Below are 16,891 nucleotides of genomic sequence, written 5' to 3' on the forward strand. Positions count from 1 at the left end.
GCGGAAAACCGCTAATCTGGCGGAAAAGGTCAGCGAGGCGCGCGACAGTGACGAATGTTTTCCAAGCAGAGGGCTTGGGCAAGACCTATCCCGGCGTGCGCGCCAATGATGATGTCTCTTTCACCGTCTCGGCGGGCGAGATTCACGCCCTGCTGGGCGAGAATGGGGCTGGCAAATCAACGCTGGTCAAAATGATCTACGGGCTGGTGCGGCCAGATGAGGGGCGGATGCTCCTGCTGGACGCACCCTATGCGCCGCATGACCCAAAGGCTGCACGTGCCGCCGGGGTTGCCATGGTGTTTCAGCATTTTTCGCTGTTCGAGGCGCTGACGGTTGCCGAGAATATCGCGCTGGGGATGGAAAACCCGCCGCCACGCGCTGAACTGTCGCGCCGGATCGCCGAGCTGTCGCAGGGTTATGGCCTGCCGCTGAATCCGGCCCGTCGCATCGCCGCCCTGTCGGCGGGCGAGCGTCAGCGGGTCGAGATCCTGCGCTGCCTTTTGCAAAACCCGCGCCTGCTGATCATGGACGAGCCGACCTCGGTCCTGACCCCGCAAGAGGCCGAGATCCTGTTTGCCACCCTGCGCCAACTGGCCGAAGCAGGCACGGCGATCCTGTATATCAGCCACAAGCTGGAAGAGATCCGCAGCCATTGCGACCGCGCCACCATTCTGCGTCAGGGCAAGGTGATGGGCACGGTTAACCCCCGCGCCCACTCTGCCCGCGAACTGGCCGCGATGATGGTCGGTGCAGAAATGCGGGTGGTGGATAGGTCGGGCCGCAAGCCAGGTGCGCCAGTGCTTGAGGTACGCAACCTTTCCCTGCCCTCGGGTGATGGCATGGCGCTAAAGGATGTCGCCCTGACCCTGCGCAGCGGCGAAATCCTTGGCATCGGCGGCGTCGCCGGCAACGGGCAGGAAGAACTGCTCTCGGCCCTTTCGGGTGAGGCACCGACCGCGCCGGGCACCGTCACTCTTGAGGGCAAGGATCTGTCCCGGGCGGGTCCTGAACTGCGGCGGCGCGCGGGTCTTTTGGCCGTGCCCGAGGACCGTCTGGGTCATACCGCCGTACCTGAATTCAGTCTGACCGAAAACACGCTGCTGACCGGAACCTCGCGTCAGGGCCTTGCGCGCCATGGTCTGATCGACCGCAAGGCCGCGACGGATTTCGCCCGGCAGGTGATCCAAAGCTTTGACGTGCGCACCCCCGGCCCTGCCACAGCGGCAGGGGCTTTGTCCGGCGGAAATCTGCAAAAATTCGTCATCGGGCGCGAGGTTCTGAGCCACCCGCGCGTGCTGGTGGTGAACCAGCCGACATGGGGCGTGGATGCCGGGGCCGCGGCCTCGATCCGGCAGGCTCTGCTGGATCTTGCCGCCGAAGGCGCGGGGGTGATCGTCATCAGCCAGGACCTGGATGAATTGCTGGAGCTCTCTGACCGTTTCTGCGCCCTGAATCAGGGACGGCTTTCAAACCCGCATCCGACCGACGGGCTGACGATCGACGAAATCGGGCTGATGCTTGGCGGCGCGCACGGCATGGAGGTCGCACATGTTCAGGCTTGAGCCCCGCGCCTCGGCCCCGCTGCTTTGGCAGGTGGTGACACCGCTTCTTGCGGTGCTGGCGACGATCATTGTCGGAGGCGCGTTGTTTGCCGCCATGGGCTTTGACCCGGTGGCCTCGATCCGCACCATCTTTTGGGACCCGCTGTTCGGCCCCGCCTCGGGCTATTCGCGCCCGCAACTGCTGGTCAAGGCTGGGCCGCTGATCCTGATCGCCTCGGGTCTGGCGCTGGGGTTCCGCGCCGGGATCTGGAATATCGGCGCCGAGGGCCAGTATATCATCGGCGCGATCAGCGGCGCGGCCGTCGCGCTGGCTGCCTATCCGCTAGAGGCCCATTGGATCTTTCCCGCCATGATCCTCGCAGGTGCGGCGGGGGGCTGGGCTTGGGGTATGATCCCGGCCATGCTGCGCAACTGGTTCGGCGCATCAGAGATCCTCGTTTCGCTGATGCTCGTCTATGTCGCGCAGCGTATCGCGGCATGGATGGCCTTTGGCCCGATGAAAAACCCCGAAGGCTTTAACTTTCCCGGCTCGCGCAACCTTCAGCAATACGAATCCGCCTCGAACCCAGAGCTGATCGCCAATTCCGGCCTGCACTGGGGCGGCGTAGCTGCCGTGCTGGCCCTGGCGGCGACCTGGTTCATCATGTCGCGCCACATCCTGGGCTTTCACATCCGCACTGCTGGTGCAGCTCCGCGCGCTGCGCGCTTTGCCGGTGTCAGGCCGGAACGGCTGGTGGCGCTGTGCCTTGGCGTCTCGGGCGCGCTTGCCGGGCTTGCCGGGCTGTTCGAGGTTGCAGGCCCGGGCGGACAGATCACCGAAAGCTTTGGTTCAGGCTACGGGTTCACCGCGATCATCGTCGCCTTTCTTGGCCGGCTGCATCCCTTGGGAATCCTGTTGGCAGGGCTGTTGCTGGCCCTGACCTATATCGGCGGAGAGCTGGCGCAGATGATGCTGAACCTGCCCGCCGCCACGGTACAGGTGTTTCAAGGAATGCTGCTCTTTTTCCTGCTGGGGTTTGACATCCTGACCCGCTACCGCATCCGGAGGCGCGCATGATGATCGACCCGCTTTCCGTTTTTATCCTGCTGCTTGGCGCGGCAACCCCCATCCTTTTCGCCGCGCTTGGCGAATTGGTGGTCGAGCGTGCGGGCGTGCTGAACCTTGGCGTCGAGGGCATGATGATCACTGGCGCGCTGGCAGGCTTTGCCGCCGCCCACGCCAGCGATAGCCCGGCGCTTGGTTTTGTTGCCGCCGCCATTGCTGGCATGGCAGTCTCGATGACATTCGCGGCGCTGACACAGTTCCTGCTTTCCAATCAGGTGGCGACCGGGCTGGCGCTGACACTTTTCGGACTGGGCCTGACAGCACTGTTCGGCAAACCCTATGAGGGCGTGAAGGCCCCGGCAATCATGCCCGGTCCCCTTGGGCTGAACTGGATGATCTGGCTTGGCATGGCGCTGGTGCCGCTGATCTGGTGGTTTCTTACCCGAACCCGACCCGGCCTGATCCTGCGTGCGGTTGGCGAAAACCACGACGCAGCCCATGCCCTGGGCTATCCGGTGCGGCTGGTGCGCATCCTCGCCATCGGCTTTGGCGGCGCGCTTGCCGGAATGGGCGGGGCCTATATCTCGATCGCTACGGTTTTGCAGTGGACCGAGGGCATGACCGCCGGTGCGGGCTGGATCGCGCTTGCCATCGTGGTCTTTGCGCAGTGGAACCCCTGGGGGGTGCTTGCCGGCGCATGGCTCTTTGGCGGCGTGACGGTGCTGCAACTGCGCCTGCAGGCGGCGGGTGTCGCGGTGCCCGTACAACTGCTGTCGATGGCGCCTTATCTCGCCACGATCATCGTGCTGGTGCTGATCTCGGCCCGGCAGAAGTTCGGCCGCTCGGGCACGGGGGCTGCCCCCGCAAGCCTGGGCCGGCCCTTCCACGCCCTGAAATAAAGACCAACCCGCAAGGAGCATGACATGAAACGCAGAACCCTTCTTGGCAGCGCCGCGGCGCTGATGGCCAGTTCGGCCCTGCCCGCCTTCGCGCAGGAGGAAAAGCTGAAGGTAGGCTTCATCTATGTCGGCCCGGTGGGCGACGGGGGCTGGACCTATCAGCACGATCTGGCCCGGCAGGCGATCGAAAAAGAATATGGCGACCGGATCGAGACCACCTACATCGAATCGGTGCCCGAAGGAGCAGATGCCGAACGCGCCCTGACCCAGCTTGCGCTGGCCGGCAACAAGCTGATCTTTGCCACCAGCTTTGGCTTTATGGACGCGGTGATCAACGTCGCCAAGAAATTCCCGGACGTGAAGTTCGAGCACGCCACCGGCTACAAGCGCGCCGAGAACGTGGCCACTTATGACGCCCGCTTCTACGAAGGGCGTGCGGTACTTGGCACCATTGCCGGGCGCATGACCAAGTCGAACAAGATCGGCTATATCGGCTCTTTCCCGATCCCCGAGGTCATTCAGGGCATCAACTCGGCCTATATCCACGCCAAGAAGGTCAACCCCGATGTCGAGATGAAGGTGGTCTGGGCCTACACTTGGTTCGACCCCGCGAAAGAGGCCGACGCAGCCGCAGCCCTGATTGCCGAGGGCGTGGACGTCTTTATGCAGCACACCGATTCGACTGCGCCGCTTGCCAAGGCGCAAGAGGCGGGAGCATTCGGATTTGGTCAGGCGTCGGACATGACGAATTTCGCGCCCAAGCCTCGCGTCGCCTCGATCATCGACAACTGGTCGCCCTATTACATCAAGCGCGTCGGAGAGGCTTTGGACGGGACCTGGAAATCGCACGGCGTCTGGCTGGGCATCGGTGATGGCGAAGTGGTGATCGGCGACATTACCGAGGCGGTCCCGCCCGAGGTGAAGGAAGAGGCGCTGGCCCTGCGCGACAAGATCGCCTCGGGCGAGTACCACCCCTTCACCGGCCCGCTGAACAAGCAGGATGGCTCTGCCTGGTTGGCCGAAGGTCAGACCGCAAGTGATGAAGAACTGGCAAGCCTCAATTTCTACGTCGAGGGCATCACCGCCCCGATGCCCAAGTAAGGACAGAAACCAAGGGCCGGGTCAAAGCCCCGGCCCTTTTTTCTTTGACGGCACCCAAAGGCCGCACAGCCTTCTGCCCGGATATATGAAAAGGGCGGCGCTTCCGTGCTGGAAGCACCGCCCCGAAAATCTCTCAAGGCTGGATCAGACCGCGCCCTGGATGAACTTCACCGCGTCGCCAAAGGTCTGGATGGTTTCGGCGGCATCATCCGGGATCTCGATCCCGAACTCTTCTTCGAACGCCATGACCAGTTCGACGGTATCCAGCGAATCGGCGCCGAGATCGTCGATGAACGAGGCGGTTTCCGTCACCTTGTCCTCATCGACACCCAGGTGCTCGACGACAATTTTCTTCACGCGATCAGCGATATCGCTCATATCTCTTCCTCGTTTTCGCGGGCAGTCCGCCCAGATGTTCCAGCGATTGCCGGTCATAGCCCAGGGCGGTTCCCCTGCAGGCTTGCTTGCGGGATATAGCACGCGAACGTGATCTTGCAACCCGCATAAACCACCTTCAGATCATCGCCATGCCGCCGTTGACATGCAGCGTGGCGCCCGTGACATAGCCTGCCCCGGGGCTGGCCAGATATAGCACAGCGGCGGCGATTTCCTGGGCAGAGCCCATGCGACCGGCAGGAATCTGCCCAAGGATCCGGCCCTTTTGCTCATCGTTCAGCTTGTCGGTCATCGCGGTCTCGATAAAGCCCGGCGCAACACAATTCACCGTGATCCCGCGCGAGGCGACCTCATAGGCAAGGCTCTTTGACATGCCGACAAGCCCCGCCTTGGCAGCAGCGTAATTGCCCTGCCCGGGATTACCAGTACTCCCCACGACCGAGCCGATACTCACGATCCGGCCCCAGCGCGCCTTCATCATGCCGCGCAGCACAGCCCGGCAGAGCCGGAAACTCGACGTCAGATTGACCTCAAGCACCTGCGCCCATTCCTCGTCGGACATGCGCATGAAAAGGTTGTCGCGGGTGATGCCGGCATTGTTGACCAGAATATCGACCGATCCCATGGCCTCGGCTGCCGCCCTGGGCAGGGCCTCAACCGCGGCAGCGTCAGCAAGGTTGGCGGTGACGACATGTGTCCGCTCACCCAGCTTTTCAGCCAGCTCCCGCAACGGCGCCTCGCGGGTGCCCGACAGCGCCACCGTCGCCCCGGCAGCATGCAGCGCTTCGGCAACAGCACTGCCAATTCCGCCCGACGCGCCGGTCACAAGGGCGTTCTTGCCCGTCAGATCAAACATCCCAAAGCCTCTTCTTCCGTGTTCAAATATCCCGGGGGAACGCCTGACCGGCCCCATCAGGGGGCCGGTCAGGCGGGGGGCAGAGCCCCCGCTCTTATTCCTTCAGCGCAGCGATATCCGCAGGCGTCCCGACATTGCGGGTCACCGCTTCCTTCGAGATACGCTTGATCATCCCAGACAGCGCCTTACCAGCGCCAATCTCCCAAAACTCGGTCACACCAGCCCCGGCAAGGAATTCAATCGACTCACGCCAGCGCACCGCGCCGGTCACCTGTTCGACCAGCAGTCGCCGGATCGCGCCCGGCTCGGTCACCGGCTCGGCACGGACATTGGCGACCAGGGGCACAGCCGGGGCGGCAATCTCGACCGCCGCCAACGCCTCGGCCATCGCCGCCGCAGCCGGCTGCATCAAGGCCGAGTGGAAAGGCGCAGAAACAGGCAGCATCAGCGCGCGCTTGGCACCCCGCTCTTTCGCCAAGGCCGCCGCACGCTCGACCGCCTCTTTATGGCCCGAGATCACCACCTGCGCGGGATCATTATCATTGGCCGCCTGACAAACCTCGCCCTCGGCCGCGTCGCGCGCGATCTGGTCCACAGCGGCAAAATCAAGCCCAAGGATCGCTGCCATTGCGCCTTGACCGACCGGCACGGCCTCTTGCATCGCCTGACCACGCAGGCGCAACAGACGCGCCGTATCGGCAAGGCTCAGCGCGCCTGCCGCGCACAGCGCCGAATATTCGCCCAAGGAATGTCCTGCGACGAAATCCGCGTCCGAAATGCCAAAGCCCTCGGCCTCAAGCGCGCGAAAGGCCGCGATCGAGGTTGCCATCAACGCCGGCTGGGCGTTCCGCGTCAGGGTCAGCGTCTCGATATCGCCATTCCAGATCAGGTCCGAGAGGCTTTCGCCCAATGCCTCATCCACCTCGGCAAAGACCTCGCTCGCTGCCGGATAGGCATCGGCCAGTTCGCGCCCCATGCCAATGACCTGTGCACCCTGCCCCGGAAATACGAATGCCCGCATTGCGGTTTTCCTTCTGTCTTATGTCTTTCCAACAGCCTTAACTTGCGCGGGGTTGCCTCGCAACTGCGCCGCTTAGCGCGGAATCACAATCTCGGCTCGCAGGCCGCCCAGCCGCTCGCCCTGCCCCAACCGCAACTGCCCGCCATGGGCTCGGGCAATATCGGCGGCAATCGACAGACCCAACCCTACGCCCTGACCACGATTCTGGTTGCGGGCTGGGTCAAGGCGCGTAAAGGGGCGCAGCGCCTCTTCCCGCCGTTCAGGAGGGATGCCGGGTCCGTCATCCTCGATCGAGATGCGGAAATAGCTGGGCCCCAAAGCTGCCTCGACCTCGGCGCGGTCACCATAACGCACGGCATTGCCGATCAGGTTCTCGACCGCTCGGCGCAGACTGTCGCGACGAAAGGTCGCCCGCCCGGACTGATCGCCAACCGCCGAGTGCAGGACGACATCCTGCCCACCGCGCTGTGCGTCAGCGACGATGCCACGAACAAAGTCCAGTGCCGGTACCGGCTCGGGCGGCGCGTCTTGCGCCGCGTCGCGCGCGTGATCCAGAAAGGCGTCAACCATGGTGCCCATAGCCGCGACATCGCTTTCCAGCGCCGCGATCTCGTCCGGCTCGGGCGGGTAATCAGGGCTCAGCATCGACAGTCCCAGCCGCAACCGGGTCAGCGGAGTTCTCAGGTCGTGGCTCACGCCCGAGAGCATCTGTTTGCGCTGCTCATTCTGGCGTTCTATCCGGGCGCGCATCTCAAGAAATGCGGTGCCCGCGCTGCGAATTTCGGTAGCGCCTGCAGGCCGATAGGGGATGATGCGTCCCTTGCCATATTCCTCGGCCGCGCGGGCCAGCCGACGGATCGGGCGCAGCTGATTGCGCAGAAACACCGTCGCAATCGCGGTCATCAGCAGCGAGGTGCCGGTCATCAGCACCAGCAGCTGATGCGGGTTCGAGGCACTGACCCGCAATCGCGGGAAAGCCAGCTGATAATAGCCCCAACGACCCTGCAGGGTAACGCGCACCTCGCGCCGGTGGCTCAGATCGACGCTGCGCACATCTGGCACCCGCTCATGCAGCTCGGCGATCACCACCCGACCCGAAAGGTCATAAAGCGCCCGCCACTCGGTCCCCGGCTCTGCCGGCAGAACGAGCTCCAGCCCCAGAGGTGCCGCGATCTCGCGCCCCGCCACACGCGCCGCCGCCTCATCGGGCGCGGCCTCGATGCGCGATGCGACCAGCGCCACCTCATGCGCCATGCCAGAGGTCATCTGCCGCGTCACATCTTCGAAGTGGCGCTGCAGGAACATGACGGTGACCACAACCGTCACCACTACGACCGGCAGGAACAGGATCAGCGCCGCCCGCCCGTAAAGACCGCGCGGCATCGTCCGCTTCAGCCAGTCGAAATTCATCGCCTCCTGCCTTCCCGCACCCTTGGAATCCGGGTGCTGTGGCGGCTAGATTACCTCCATGACCAGCGTCGAGAAAGCCCTGCGGGTAATAACCGCCAACAATCCCTCGCCCCTGACCGGACCGGGCACCAACACCTTTCTGCTGGGGCATGAGCGAATCGCCGTGATCGACCCCGGCCCCGATCTGCCCGAACATCGCGAGGCAATTCTGGCCGCTGCTGGCGCCGGCCGTATCAGCCATATCCTCGTCACCCATGCCCATCTTGATCATTCCGAAGGGGCCCGTGCGTTGGCACAGACCACAGGCGCCCCGATTCTGGGCTTTGGCCCTGCCGAATCCGGTCGTTCGGCAGTAATGGAGCGGCTGGCACGCGAAGGCGCAATCGACGGAGGCGAAGGGCTGGACCGCGATTTCGCCCCCGATATCCCGCTGGCCGACGGCGCAGTGATCGAGACCGATGAATGGCGCCTTACCGCAATCCACACCCCGGGCCATTTCGCCGGCCATCTGGCCTTTCGTCATGACGAAACCATCTTTTGCGGCGATGTGGTAATGGGCTGGTCCTCGACCATCATTTCCCCTCCGGACGGGGATCTGGCGGACTACTTCCGCACGCTCGCACGCCTTGCTTCGGCCGGTGCTTCGCAATTGCTGCCCGCGCATGGCGAGGCAATCCACGATCCTGCCGCCCGGCTGGCCGAGCTTGCCGCCCATCGGCGTGAGCGCACGGCACAAATCCTTGCGGCCCTGAGCCGCTCCCCCGCCACGGCCGAAAATCTCGCGCAGCAGATTTATGAGATTCCCCCGGCCCTGCTGCCCGCCGCGACACGCAACGTGCTGGCGCATCTGATTGCGCTGCACGAACTGGGTGCGGTCTCAACCCCGGGGCTGATCGCTTCGGACGCAATATTTTCAGCACGTTAATCCAATTTCCGTCCGAGCCGCAAAGAATTTCTCGCGCAGTTAAAAAAATGCGCAAACCCTCTGGACGACCTCAAAAAGCAAGGCTATACACCGCCCCGTGTTCCGGCGTAGCTCAGCGGTAGAGCAGTTGACTGTTAATCAATTGGTCGTAGGTTCGATCCCTACCGCCGGAGCCATTTTCCCTTAAGCTGCTGAAGCCTTGATCAAACTGCCCCCTCGGGCGGGTTTGATATACAGGCATGATGCACGTAAGTCTTTGATGCGCATCGCGAACGGCTCTTAAACGGAGACGTTCTTGACCCTTGCCGCCCACCTCGTTCGACGCGCTGCAACCTATTGTTGGCGGCGCAGACTGCCTGCGGCGCTTGGTGCAAAAGTTCTGCTGATAAGCCTTCGCACAAGTGACCCTGCCCGCGCCCGTAGGCTTGGCCCTCTGGTGACAGCCGAGAGCAACCGCGCCTTCGATGATTTCGCCGCCGGAAAGGCGGATTACGAGGCCGTTTGGCCCATCTACAGATGGTCATCCGCCGTGAGGGCATGGATTTGCCCGCAGAAATGGCCCCAAAGCCTGCGATAGCCCGTGCTGAGTCTATCCCCGCCCCACGTAAGGCCGATCCTTACGGCCCCTCAATTAAGGCCCTTGTCAGGCGCTTGATGGATCAAAAACAGGCGCAAGGCATGTCATAGGCTCAAGTCGGCCAAATGACCAAGGTTTATGTCCTATTCAGTGAGATTACGGGCATTCGAGACATTCGGCAGATAAAACAAGCCCCTATCGCGCAGTTCGTGGCCGCGCTGCGTCAGCTTGATCCACCCCCATTTACCGGGTTGCCGCTCGGGTCGCTTACGCAATGCATTGCAGACCTGCAAATGCACGACCAAAGCCAGCCTCACGGAAGGCTCTGAATTCGACAGGCTGGTCAGGAGAGGTAGGATAGAATGGCAGCCCGTAGGGGAGTCGAACCCCTCTTTTCAGGTTGAAACCCTGACGTCCTAACCGATAGACGAACGGGCCGCAGCCGGGCTGCTCTTTAGGACAGCACGCGCCGCGCCGCAAGAGGTATCGGCGTATTCTTCTGTGGACAACTTTTCCGCTTAGCTGTCGCGAACCCGCCGCATCAGGACCAGCGCCAGAGACGAACAGATCAGCGTCGCCAGAACGATCGGCCGCGCCGTCCCGTCATAGAGCAGCCCGATCGGAGCCGCGATCACCACCGCCCCCAGCGTCGAGACCGCCCCCACGACCGAGGCCGCCATCCCCGCGACATGCCCCATACGCTGCAAGGCCATGGCGTTAAGGTTGCCAAAGGTCACGCCGGCCATAAAGAACACGCTGACCGCCCAGAAAAAGAATGCCGGAAACCGCAATGCCTCGGGCAAAAGATCCCCAAAGATCAGCACTACCATTACCGCTGACACCACGACCTGCATCTGATAGGCCATACGCACGATCCGCCGCATTCCCAGCCGCACAACATAGCGCGCGTTCAGGACCGTCCCGCTGCCTGAAAGCAGCGCCATGGCGGCAAACCACAGCGGGAAACGATCCCCAGTACCATATGTGTTCACGAAAAGCTGCTGGGCTGAGCTTAGCAGCGCAAACATCTGGCCAAAGCCCAGCGTCATCACCAGCGTGACCAGTTGCACCTGACCATTCCCCAGAACCTCGCGCGCCGCATCGATAAGGTTGCGCAGGTTCAGGGGACGGCGCGCCTCGGCCGGCAGGGTCTCGGGGCGACGCAGGTTCATCCACAGGCTGCCGATCAGCGCCAGTACCACGAAAGAGCCAAAGACCCCGCGCCAGCCGACAAAATAGATCACCACCGCGCCGACAGAGGGCGCGACCGCAGGGATGAGGATAAAGATCATCATGACAAAGCTGGTGATCCGCGCCATCTCACGACCCTGATAAAGATCGCGCACCATAGCCACTGCAACGATGCGCGGGGCGGCGGCGCCAAGCCCCTGAACAAAGCGCGCAGCAAGCAGCAGCGTCAGCGAATCGGCAAAGATCGCAGCAATGGCGGCCAGGGCATAAAGCGCAAAACCTGCCGTGATCACCGGCTTACGCCCAAAGGCGTCGGACAGCGGCCCGCCGACAAGCAGCCCCAGCCCCATACCACCCACAAATGCGGTCAGGACCAGTTGGGCCCGGTTCACATCCTGAGGCGTCAGCGCCGCAGCGATCTCGGGCAGTGCAGGCAGCATCGAATCAATCGAAAATGCGATGACGGCAAAGATCAGCGCCAGCATCGCGATGAACTCCGGCTGGGATTGCCCGGCGGCCGGTCGTGCGGAGGGATGAGACATGGGGCATTCCAAATATTGGACACCCGGGCGTAACGCCGGGGGCCGTGTGGATCAAGACCTGCCGTCCTCTGGTTGCGCCCGCCCGCCGGCGGGATATATCTGACGCATGAGCGCATCCCTGAACCTGATGAAACTCTGCGTCGGCTGCGATGATCCAGCCGAGCTGGCCGCCTGGCAAAAGCACCGCTACGGCGGCGGCCCGGCCCGCCATGTCACCCGCATGTGGCCCAAGCGCGAGGCCGAACTTTTGAATGGCGGCTCGATCTATTGGGTGTTCAAGGGTGTCATGCAGGCCCGCCAGCGCATCCTTGAGCTGCAGGAGATTCAGGGCGACGACGGCATCCGCCGCTGCGCCCTCGTGCTTGATCCGGTGCTGGTCCGGGTCGCCTCGGTGCCGCGTCGCCCTTTCCAGGGCTGGCGATACCTGCCCGGCAGCGACGCCCCGCCCGACCTGCCAGCTTGCCGTGAGGATGAGCCGAATCTACCGCCCGACATCGCCCGCGCGCTTGCCGAAATGGGCCTGCGCTAGCGACGCGTATCCAGACAATGGAGGGCGGTTGGAGCGGGTGAAGGGAATCGAACCCTCGTCTTCAGCTTGGGAAGCTGCGGCTCTACCATTGAGCTACACCCGCGAGGCCCCGCCTGATTACTGTCTCAGCACACCCGCCGCAAGACCAATCTGCACCGCAGACCCGCCGACAACAATTAACGACAAATGCTATGCAGTTTCTGGGTTGCCTGAATCCAGATGGGCGGTAAGAATGACCCCTCTTTCGACCTTCCCCAAAGCAAGGCTCAGGACGCCCGCACGACGATTTTGGGATTGATCATCGATCGTTAACCTGTTCGTTATGCTGGCGTCTGCACATGTCCGGAGCAAGATGATGTTCGCGCTGTCGCGCCGCGTGGCGATTTCCGTGATCCTTTCGCTTGGAACGGGGCTCGTCCCTGTATCCACTCTCGCACAGGACCCCTCGCAGATGCCGCCACCGCCGGTGACGGTCGTAACTCTGCGTGCCGAGGACGTGCCTCTGACCACCACACTGCCGGGCCGCGTCACCGCCTCGGCCGAGGCCGAGGTCCGGCCGCAGGTCAACGGCATCGTCACCGAGCGCCTGTTTGAGGAAGGCAGCCGCGTCAAGGTCGGCGATCCGCTGTTCCGTATAGACGCGACCACCTATCAGGCTGCCGTGGCGCAGGCCGAAGCCGCCGTTGCCCAGGCGCGCGCGCAGGCCGATGCAGCCCGTCGCGAGGCCGAACGTGTCGGTGCGCTGCGTGACCGCCGTGTCGCCAGCGAAAGCTCGACCGACAACGCCATTGCCGCCCGCGATTCAGCCGAGGCCGCGGTCAAGGTCGCCGAGGCGCAGCTGCAAACCGCCCGTATCGAGCTTGAGCGCACCACCATCCGCGCCGAGCTGGATGGCGAGATCGGCCTTGCCCAGACCAGTCAGGGCGCGCTGGTGACCGCCAGCCAGCCGACGCCGCTGGCAGTGATCCGCAAGCTGGACCCGGTGCATGTCGATGTGACGCAATCGGCAGCCGAGCTGATCCGCTTCCGCCGCGAAATGGCCGCGCAGGGAGCCGAGCATATGGCCGAGCGCAAGGTGACGCTCCGCCTTGCCGATGGCACCGAATACGCCCATCAGGGCACGCTGACCGCAGCCGAGCCCTATGTGAACGAGACGACCGGCGTGGTCACGCTGCGGCTGTCTTTTGCCAACCCCGAAAGCATCCTGCTGCCCGGCATGTATGTTCAGGCGGTGGTGCAGCAGGCGACGGCGCGCAATGTCGTTCTGGCTCCGCAAGAAGGTGTCGCCCGCGACCGGCGCGGCCAGCCCATCGCCCTAGTGGTCAATGCAGACAATGTTGTCGAGCAGCGCCAACTGACCATCCTGCAGGATATGGGCAACAAATGGGTCGTCAGCAAAGGGCTGAATGACGGTGACCGCATCGTGGTCGAAGGGCTGCAAAAGATCGGCCCCGGTATGACCGTCACGCCGGAAGAGCGTCAGCCCCCCGCCGCCGAGGGTGAAGCCGCCCCGGCCACCGCCGAAAATGCCGCCACGCCGCAGGGTGGCGAGGGCGAAAATGCCCCCGCCGAGGCTGATGCCCCCACCGAAACCGAAGCAGGAAACGCGGACGCACAGGCCGCTGAGGCTCAGCCGGCGAACTGAACCCGGCCCCGCGAGAGAACAGCACAGGGAACCGCACATGGCCCGCTTCTTTATCGACCGTCCGGTCTTTGCCTGGGTGATCTCGATCCTGATCATGGGGCTGGGGCTGCTGTCGATCATCAACCTGCCGGTGGCGCAATATCCCCAGATCGCACCGCCTTCGGTTACCATCCGCGCCACCTATCCGGGCGCCTCGGCCGATACGGTCGCAAACACCGTCACCCAGATCATCGAACAGCAGATGACCGGGCTGGATGGGTTGCGCTATTTCTCGTCAAGTTCGTCCTCGGCCGGAACTTCGACTACAACCCTGACCTTTGAGACCGGGACCGATCCCGACATCGCTCAGGTGCAGGTACAAAACAAGCTGGCGCAAGCCACGGCGCTGCTGCCTGAACCGGTGCAGCGTCAGGGGATCACGGTCGAAAAATCGGCATCGGGATTCCTCATGGTCATCGGTCTGACTTCTTCGGATGACCGTTATGAACAGGTGGACCTTGCGGACTATCTGATCTCGAACCTCGTCAACGACCTCAGCAGGGTCGAGGGCGTGGGTTCGGTGCAGGTCTTTGGTGCGCAATATGCAATGCGGATCTGGCTGGATCCGTCAAAGCTTGCGGCCTATGAACTGACGCCTTCGGACGTGGTTGCTGCGGTCTCGGCTGAAAACGCACAGATCTCGGCAGGCTCGTTTGGCAGCCAGCCTTCGCCCAGGGGGCAGATGCTGAACGCGACCATCACCGCGCAATCGCTGCTGTCGACGCCCGAGGATTTCGAACAGATCGTCCTGCGCGCCGAGGCGGACGGCGGGCTGATCCTGCTCAAGGACGTAGCGCGGGTCGAGATCGGGGCCGAGGACTATATGACCAACGCCCGCTACAACGGCCAGCCGGCCTCGGGCCTTGCGATCAGCCTTGCCTCGGGCGCAAACGCGCTCGACACCGCCGAACGGGTCAAGGAGCGGATGGAGGAATTTTCCCGCTTTTTCCCCGAAGGCATGGAATACGTCATCCCCTTCGACACCACGCCCTTCGTGCTGATCTCGATCGAAGAGGTGGTCAAGACGCTGGTCGAGGCGATCATCCTCGTGTTCTTCGTCATGCTGCTGTTTTTGCAGAACTGGCGCGCGACGCTGATCCCGACTCTGGCGGTGCCGGTCGTGCTTCTGGGCACTTTCGGCGTACTGGCGGCGCTTGGCTTTACAATCAACACGCTGACCATGCTTGCCATGGTGCTGGCCATCGGCCTGCTGGTCGACGACGCTATCGTCGTGGTCGAGAACGTCGAACGCATCATGGAGGAAGAGGGGCTTGAACCGCGTGAGGCCACCAGGAAAAGCATGGGACAGATCACCGGCGCCCTGATCGGCATCGCGCTGGTTCTGTCGGCCGTATTCGTACCCATGGCCTTCTTTGGCGGTTCGACCGGGGTGATCTACAAACAGTTCGCCATTACCATCGCCTCGGCCATGGGTCTGTCAGTGGTGGTCGCGCTGACCCTGACACCCGCGCTTTGCGCCACGCTGCTGCGCAATGAGCATGGTCACAAAAGCCGCGGTATCTTTGGCCTCTTCAATCGCAATTTCGACCGCACCATGAACGGATACGGCCAGTCGGTCAGCTGGCTGATCCGCCGTCCGCTGCGGATGATGGTGATCTATCTGTGCATCGGTGCGGCCATGGTGATGCTGTTCCTGCGCACCCCCACGGGCTTTCTGCCTGACGAAGATCAGGGCATCATGTTCGTGCTGATCCAGGGACCAACCGGAGCCACGATCGAACGCACCGATGCGGTGATCGACCAGGTCCAGAACTATTTCGCCAGCAACGAATCCGAAAACATCGATTCCTTCTTTGGCGTCTCGGGCTTCAGCTTCGCCGGGTCGGGTCAGAACATGGGGATCGCCTTCCTGCGGCTGAAGGACTGGGAAGAGCGGCCCGATCCCGGCCAATCGGTGCAGGCCATCGCGCAGCGGGCTTTCCCGGCGCTGATGGGTATCCGGGATGCACTGGTCTTCCCGATCGTGCCCCCCTCGGTGATCGAGCTTGGCAACGTCTCGGGCTTTGACTTCTACCTGCAGGCACGGGGCGGCCAGACGCATGAGCAGCTGCTTGATGCGCGCAACCAGCTTCTTGGCATGTCGGGCCAGGATGGGCGTATAGCGCAAGCCCGGCCGAACGGGCTTGAGGATGCGGCGCAATATCACCTCGATATCGACTGGCGGAAAGCCGGAGCGATGGGCGTGACGGCGACCGATGTGGGCAGCTTGCTGTCCGTGGCCTGGGCCGGACGTTATGTGAACGACTTTATCGACCGTGGCCGGATCAAGCGCGTCTATGTTCAGGGCGATTCCGATTCGCGTTCACTGCCGACCGATATCGACAAGTGGCGGGTGCGGAACAATTCGGGCGGGCTCGTGCCCTTCTCGAACTTCGCCGAGGGACGATGGAGCTATGGTCCGCAGGGCCTTGACCGCTACAACGGCGTGCCCGCCATGCAGATTCAGGGCAGCCCGGGGCCGGGGGTTTCCAGCGGTCAGGCCATGGCTGCCATCGAAGAGCTGGCCGCCCAGCTACCCGCCGGCTTCAACGTCGCATGGACCGGCCTATCGCTGGAGGAGCAGCAGGCAGGCAACCAGACCTTGCTGCTTTATAGCCTGTCGCTGGCCGTCGTGTTCCTGTGCCTTGCTGCGCTTTATGAAAGCTGGTCGATCCCCTTTGCGGTCATGCTTGCCATGCCGATCGGGGTGTTGGGGGCGCTGATCGGCGCATGGCTTGGCGGCTTTGACAACGGTGTCTTCTTCCAGGTCGGCCTGCTGACGGTGATCGGTCTGACCGGCAAGAACGCCATCCTGATCGTCGAGTTCGCCCGCGAACAGGCCGAGGCCGGCAAACCGCTTTACGAAGCGGTGGTCGAGGCGGCGCGCCAGCGTTTCCGCCCGATTATCATGACCTCGGTCGCCTTCTCGCTGGGTGTGCTGCCGCTGGTGCTTTCGACCGGCGCGGGCGCCAACGGGCGCAACACCATCGGTGCAACGGTGCTGGGCGGGACAATTTCTGCCACCTTGCTGGGTGTATTGTTCGTGCCGCTGTTCTTTGTGCTGGTGCGCCGCGCCCTTGGCCGGCCCGACCAGCGCCAGCCCGCCAGCGCCAAGGCCTGATATAATCCGGGGTCGGCGGGCCGCCCCCGGAC

The 16,891-nt window shown here is 63.4% G+C and carries 14 protein-coding genes and 3 tRNA genes; 10 read left to right on the plus strand and 7 right to left on the minus strand.

Going from position 1 to position 16,891, the window contains the following annotated elements:
• Positions 1 to 47 precede the first annotated feature (47 nt).
• The 4 genes from PARACOCCUSGL_RS0113220 to PARACOCCUSGL_RS0113235 are packed head-to-tail and all read left to right on the plus strand — an operon-like array spanning position 48 to position 4,607.
• Positions 48 to 1,562, plus strand: a complete 1,515-nt coding sequence (locus PARACOCCUSGL_RS0113220) for an ABC transporter ATP-binding protein (protein ID WP_029372233.1) — start codon at positions 48 to 50, stop codon at positions 1,560 to 1,562.
• Complete coding sequence (locus tag PARACOCCUSGL_RS0113225; protein WP_010397392.1) at positions 1,549 to 2,619, plus strand: ABC transporter permease; 1,071 nt, start codon at positions 1,549 to 1,551, stop codon at positions 2,617 to 2,619. The genes PARACOCCUSGL_RS0113220 and PARACOCCUSGL_RS0113225 overlap by 14 nt, the downstream gene beginning before the upstream one ends.
• A complete protein-coding gene (locus PARACOCCUSGL_RS0113230; RefSeq protein ID WP_029372235.1) occupies positions 2,616 to 3,506 on the plus strand; it encodes an ABC transporter permease in 891 nt (296 codons plus the stop codon). Before PARACOCCUSGL_RS0113225 ends, PARACOCCUSGL_RS0113230 begins: the two co-directional genes overlap by 4 nt.
• A gap of 24 nt (positions 3,507 to 3,530) precedes the next feature.
• Positions 3,531 to 4,607 carry a BMP family ABC transporter substrate-binding protein gene (locus PARACOCCUSGL_RS0113235; RefSeq protein WP_010397397.1) on the plus strand — a complete coding sequence of 359 codons (1,077 nt, stop codon included), beginning with the start codon at positions 3,531 to 3,533 and terminating at the stop codon, positions 4,605 to 4,607.
• Between the two features lie 144 nt (positions 4,608 to 4,751).
• Here the strand turns inward: PARACOCCUSGL_RS0113235 and PARACOCCUSGL_RS0113240 are convergent, their stop codons facing one another.
• The 4 genes from PARACOCCUSGL_RS0113240 to PARACOCCUSGL_RS0113255 form a co-directional block, all read right to left on the minus strand.
• On the minus strand, positions 4,752 to 4,985 hold the full coding sequence (locus PARACOCCUSGL_RS0113240) for an acyl carrier protein (RefSeq protein ID WP_010397399.1): 234 nt from the start codon (positions 4,983 to 4,985) through the stop codon (positions 4,752 to 4,754).
• A gap of 136 nt (positions 4,986 to 5,121) precedes the next feature.
• Entirely contained in the window at positions 5,122 to 5,859 is a 738-nt protein-coding gene (gene fabG, locus PARACOCCUSGL_RS0113245; RefSeq protein ID WP_010397401.1) for a 3-oxoacyl-ACP reductase FabG, read from the minus strand.
• Positions 5,860 to 5,953: 94 nt separating this feature from the next.
• Positions 5,954 to 6,880, minus strand: coding sequence for an ACP S-malonyltransferase (gene fabD, locus PARACOCCUSGL_RS0113250; RefSeq protein WP_010397403.1), 927 nt, complete (start codon positions 6,878 to 6,880; stop codon positions 5,954 to 5,956).
• 72 nt (positions 6,881 to 6,952) lie between these two features.
• Positions 6,953 to 8,290 carry an ATP-binding protein gene (locus PARACOCCUSGL_RS0113255; protein ID WP_010397405.1) on the minus strand — a complete coding sequence of 446 codons (1,338 nt, stop codon included), beginning with the start codon at positions 8,288 to 8,290 and terminating at the stop codon, positions 6,953 to 6,955.
• A 58-nt stretch (positions 8,291 to 8,348) separates the two neighbouring features.
• On the opposite strand from PARACOCCUSGL_RS0113255, the gene PARACOCCUSGL_RS0113260 reads away from it, so the two are divergent.
• From PARACOCCUSGL_RS0113260 to PARACOCCUSGL_RS22715, 3 genes are all read left to right on the plus strand, one after another.
• Positions 8,349 to 9,215 (plus strand): MBL fold metallo-hydrolase, encoded by an 867-nt coding sequence (locus PARACOCCUSGL_RS0113260; RefSeq protein ID WP_010397407.1) that lies wholly within the window; start codon positions 8,349 to 8,351, stop codon positions 9,213 to 9,215.
• 101 nt (positions 9,216 to 9,316) lie between these two features.
• Positions 9,317 to 9,391, plus strand: a tRNA-Asn gene (locus PARACOCCUSGL_RS0113265).
• 119 nt (positions 9,392 to 9,510) lie between these two features.
• A complete protein-coding gene (locus PARACOCCUSGL_RS22715; protein WP_369596700.1) occupies positions 9,511 to 9,792 on the plus strand; it encodes a DUF6538 domain-containing protein in 282 nt (93 codons plus the stop codon).
• Positions 9,793 to 10,155: 363 nt separating this feature from the next.
• On the opposite strand, the gene PARACOCCUSGL_RS0113280 is transcribed toward PARACOCCUSGL_RS22715, so the two are convergent.
• Positions 10,156 to 10,230, minus strand: a tRNA-Glu gene (locus PARACOCCUSGL_RS0113280).
• Between the two features lie 80 nt (positions 10,231 to 10,310).
• Positions 10,311 to 11,525 (minus strand): multidrug effflux MFS transporter, encoded by a 1,215-nt coding sequence (locus tag PARACOCCUSGL_RS0113285; protein ID WP_029372237.1) that lies wholly within the window; start codon positions 11,523 to 11,525, stop codon positions 10,311 to 10,313.
• A gap of 106 nt (positions 11,526 to 11,631) precedes the next feature.
• On the opposite strand from PARACOCCUSGL_RS0113285, the gene PARACOCCUSGL_RS0113290 reads away from it, so the two are divergent.
• On the plus strand, positions 11,632 to 12,054 hold the full coding sequence (locus PARACOCCUSGL_RS0113290; protein ID WP_010397414.1) for a DUF1489 family protein: 423 nt from the start codon (positions 11,632 to 11,634) through the stop codon (positions 12,052 to 12,054).
• 29 nt (positions 12,055 to 12,083) lie between these two features.
• Here PARACOCCUSGL_RS0113290 and PARACOCCUSGL_RS0113295 read toward each other — a convergent pair.
• A tRNA-Gly gene (locus PARACOCCUSGL_RS0113295) sits at positions 12,084 to 12,157 on the minus strand.
• Between the two features lie 252 nt (positions 12,158 to 12,409).
• On the opposite strand from PARACOCCUSGL_RS0113295, the gene PARACOCCUSGL_RS0113300 reads away from it, so the two are divergent.
• Complete coding sequence (locus PARACOCCUSGL_RS0113300) at positions 12,410 to 13,699, plus strand: efflux RND transporter periplasmic adaptor subunit (protein WP_010397416.1); 1,290 nt, start codon at positions 12,410 to 12,412, stop codon at positions 13,697 to 13,699.
• Between the two features lie 37 nt (positions 13,700 to 13,736).
• Complete coding sequence (locus tag PARACOCCUSGL_RS0113305; RefSeq protein WP_010397418.1) at positions 13,737 to 16,859, plus strand: efflux RND transporter permease subunit; 3,123 nt, start codon at positions 13,737 to 13,739, stop codon at positions 16,857 to 16,859.
• Positions 16,860 to 16,891 lie beyond the last annotated feature (32 nt).

It is taken from the genome of Paracoccus sp. TRP (assembly GCF_000185925.1).
GTDB classification, from domain to species: domain Bacteria; phylum Pseudomonadota; class Alphaproteobacteria; order Rhodobacterales; family Rhodobacteraceae; genus Paracoccus; species Paracoccus kondratievae.

Excerpts from the sequence above, each read along its gene's own strand:
- fabD (WP_010397403.1), bottom strand. The coding sequence starts at position 6,880 with ATGCGGGCATTCGTATTTCCGGGGCAGGGTGCACAGGTCATTGGCATG.
- PARACOCCUSGL_RS0113255 (WP_010397405.1), bottom strand. The coding sequence starts at position 8,290 with ATGAATTTCGACTGGCTGAAGCGGACGATGCCGCGCGGTCTTTACGGG.
- PARACOCCUSGL_RS0113235 (WP_010397397.1), top strand. The coding sequence starts at position 3,531 with ATGAAACGCAGAACCCTTCTTGGCAGCGCCGCGGCGCTGATGGCCAGT.
- PARACOCCUSGL_RS0113230 (WP_029372235.1), top strand. The coding sequence starts at position 2,616 with ATGATGATCGACCCGCTTTCCGTTTTTATCCTGCTGCTTGGCGCGGCA.
- fabG (WP_010397401.1), bottom strand. The coding sequence starts at position 5,859 with ATGTTTGATCTGACGGGCAAGAACGCCCTTGTGACCGGCGCGTCGGGC.
- PARACOCCUSGL_RS0113290 (WP_010397414.1), top strand. The coding sequence starts at position 11,632 with ATGAGCGCATCCCTGAACCTGATGAAACTCTGCGTCGGCTGCGATGAT.
- PARACOCCUSGL_RS0113225 (WP_010397392.1), top strand. The coding sequence starts at position 1,549 with ATGTTCAGGCTTGAGCCCCGCGCCTCGGCCCCGCTGCTTTGGCAGGTG.
- PARACOCCUSGL_RS0113305 (WP_010397418.1), top strand. The coding sequence starts at position 13,737 with ATGGCCCGCTTCTTTATCGACCGTCCGGTCTTTGCCTGGGTGATCTCG.
- PARACOCCUSGL_RS0113285 (WP_029372237.1), bottom strand. The coding sequence starts at position 11,525 with ATGTCTCATCCCTCCGCACGACCGGCCGCCGGGCAATCCCAGCCGGAG.
- PARACOCCUSGL_RS0113300 (WP_010397416.1), top strand. The coding sequence starts at position 12,410 with ATGTTCGCGCTGTCGCGCCGCGTGGCGATTTCCGTGATCCTTTCGCTT.
- PARACOCCUSGL_RS0113260 (WP_010397407.1), top strand. The coding sequence starts at position 8,349 with ATGACCAGCGTCGAGAAAGCCCTGCGGGTAATAACCGCCAACAATCCC.
- PARACOCCUSGL_RS0113240 (WP_010397399.1), bottom strand. The coding sequence starts at position 4,985 with ATGAGCGATATCGCTGATCGCGTGAAGAAAATTGTCGTCGAGCACCTG.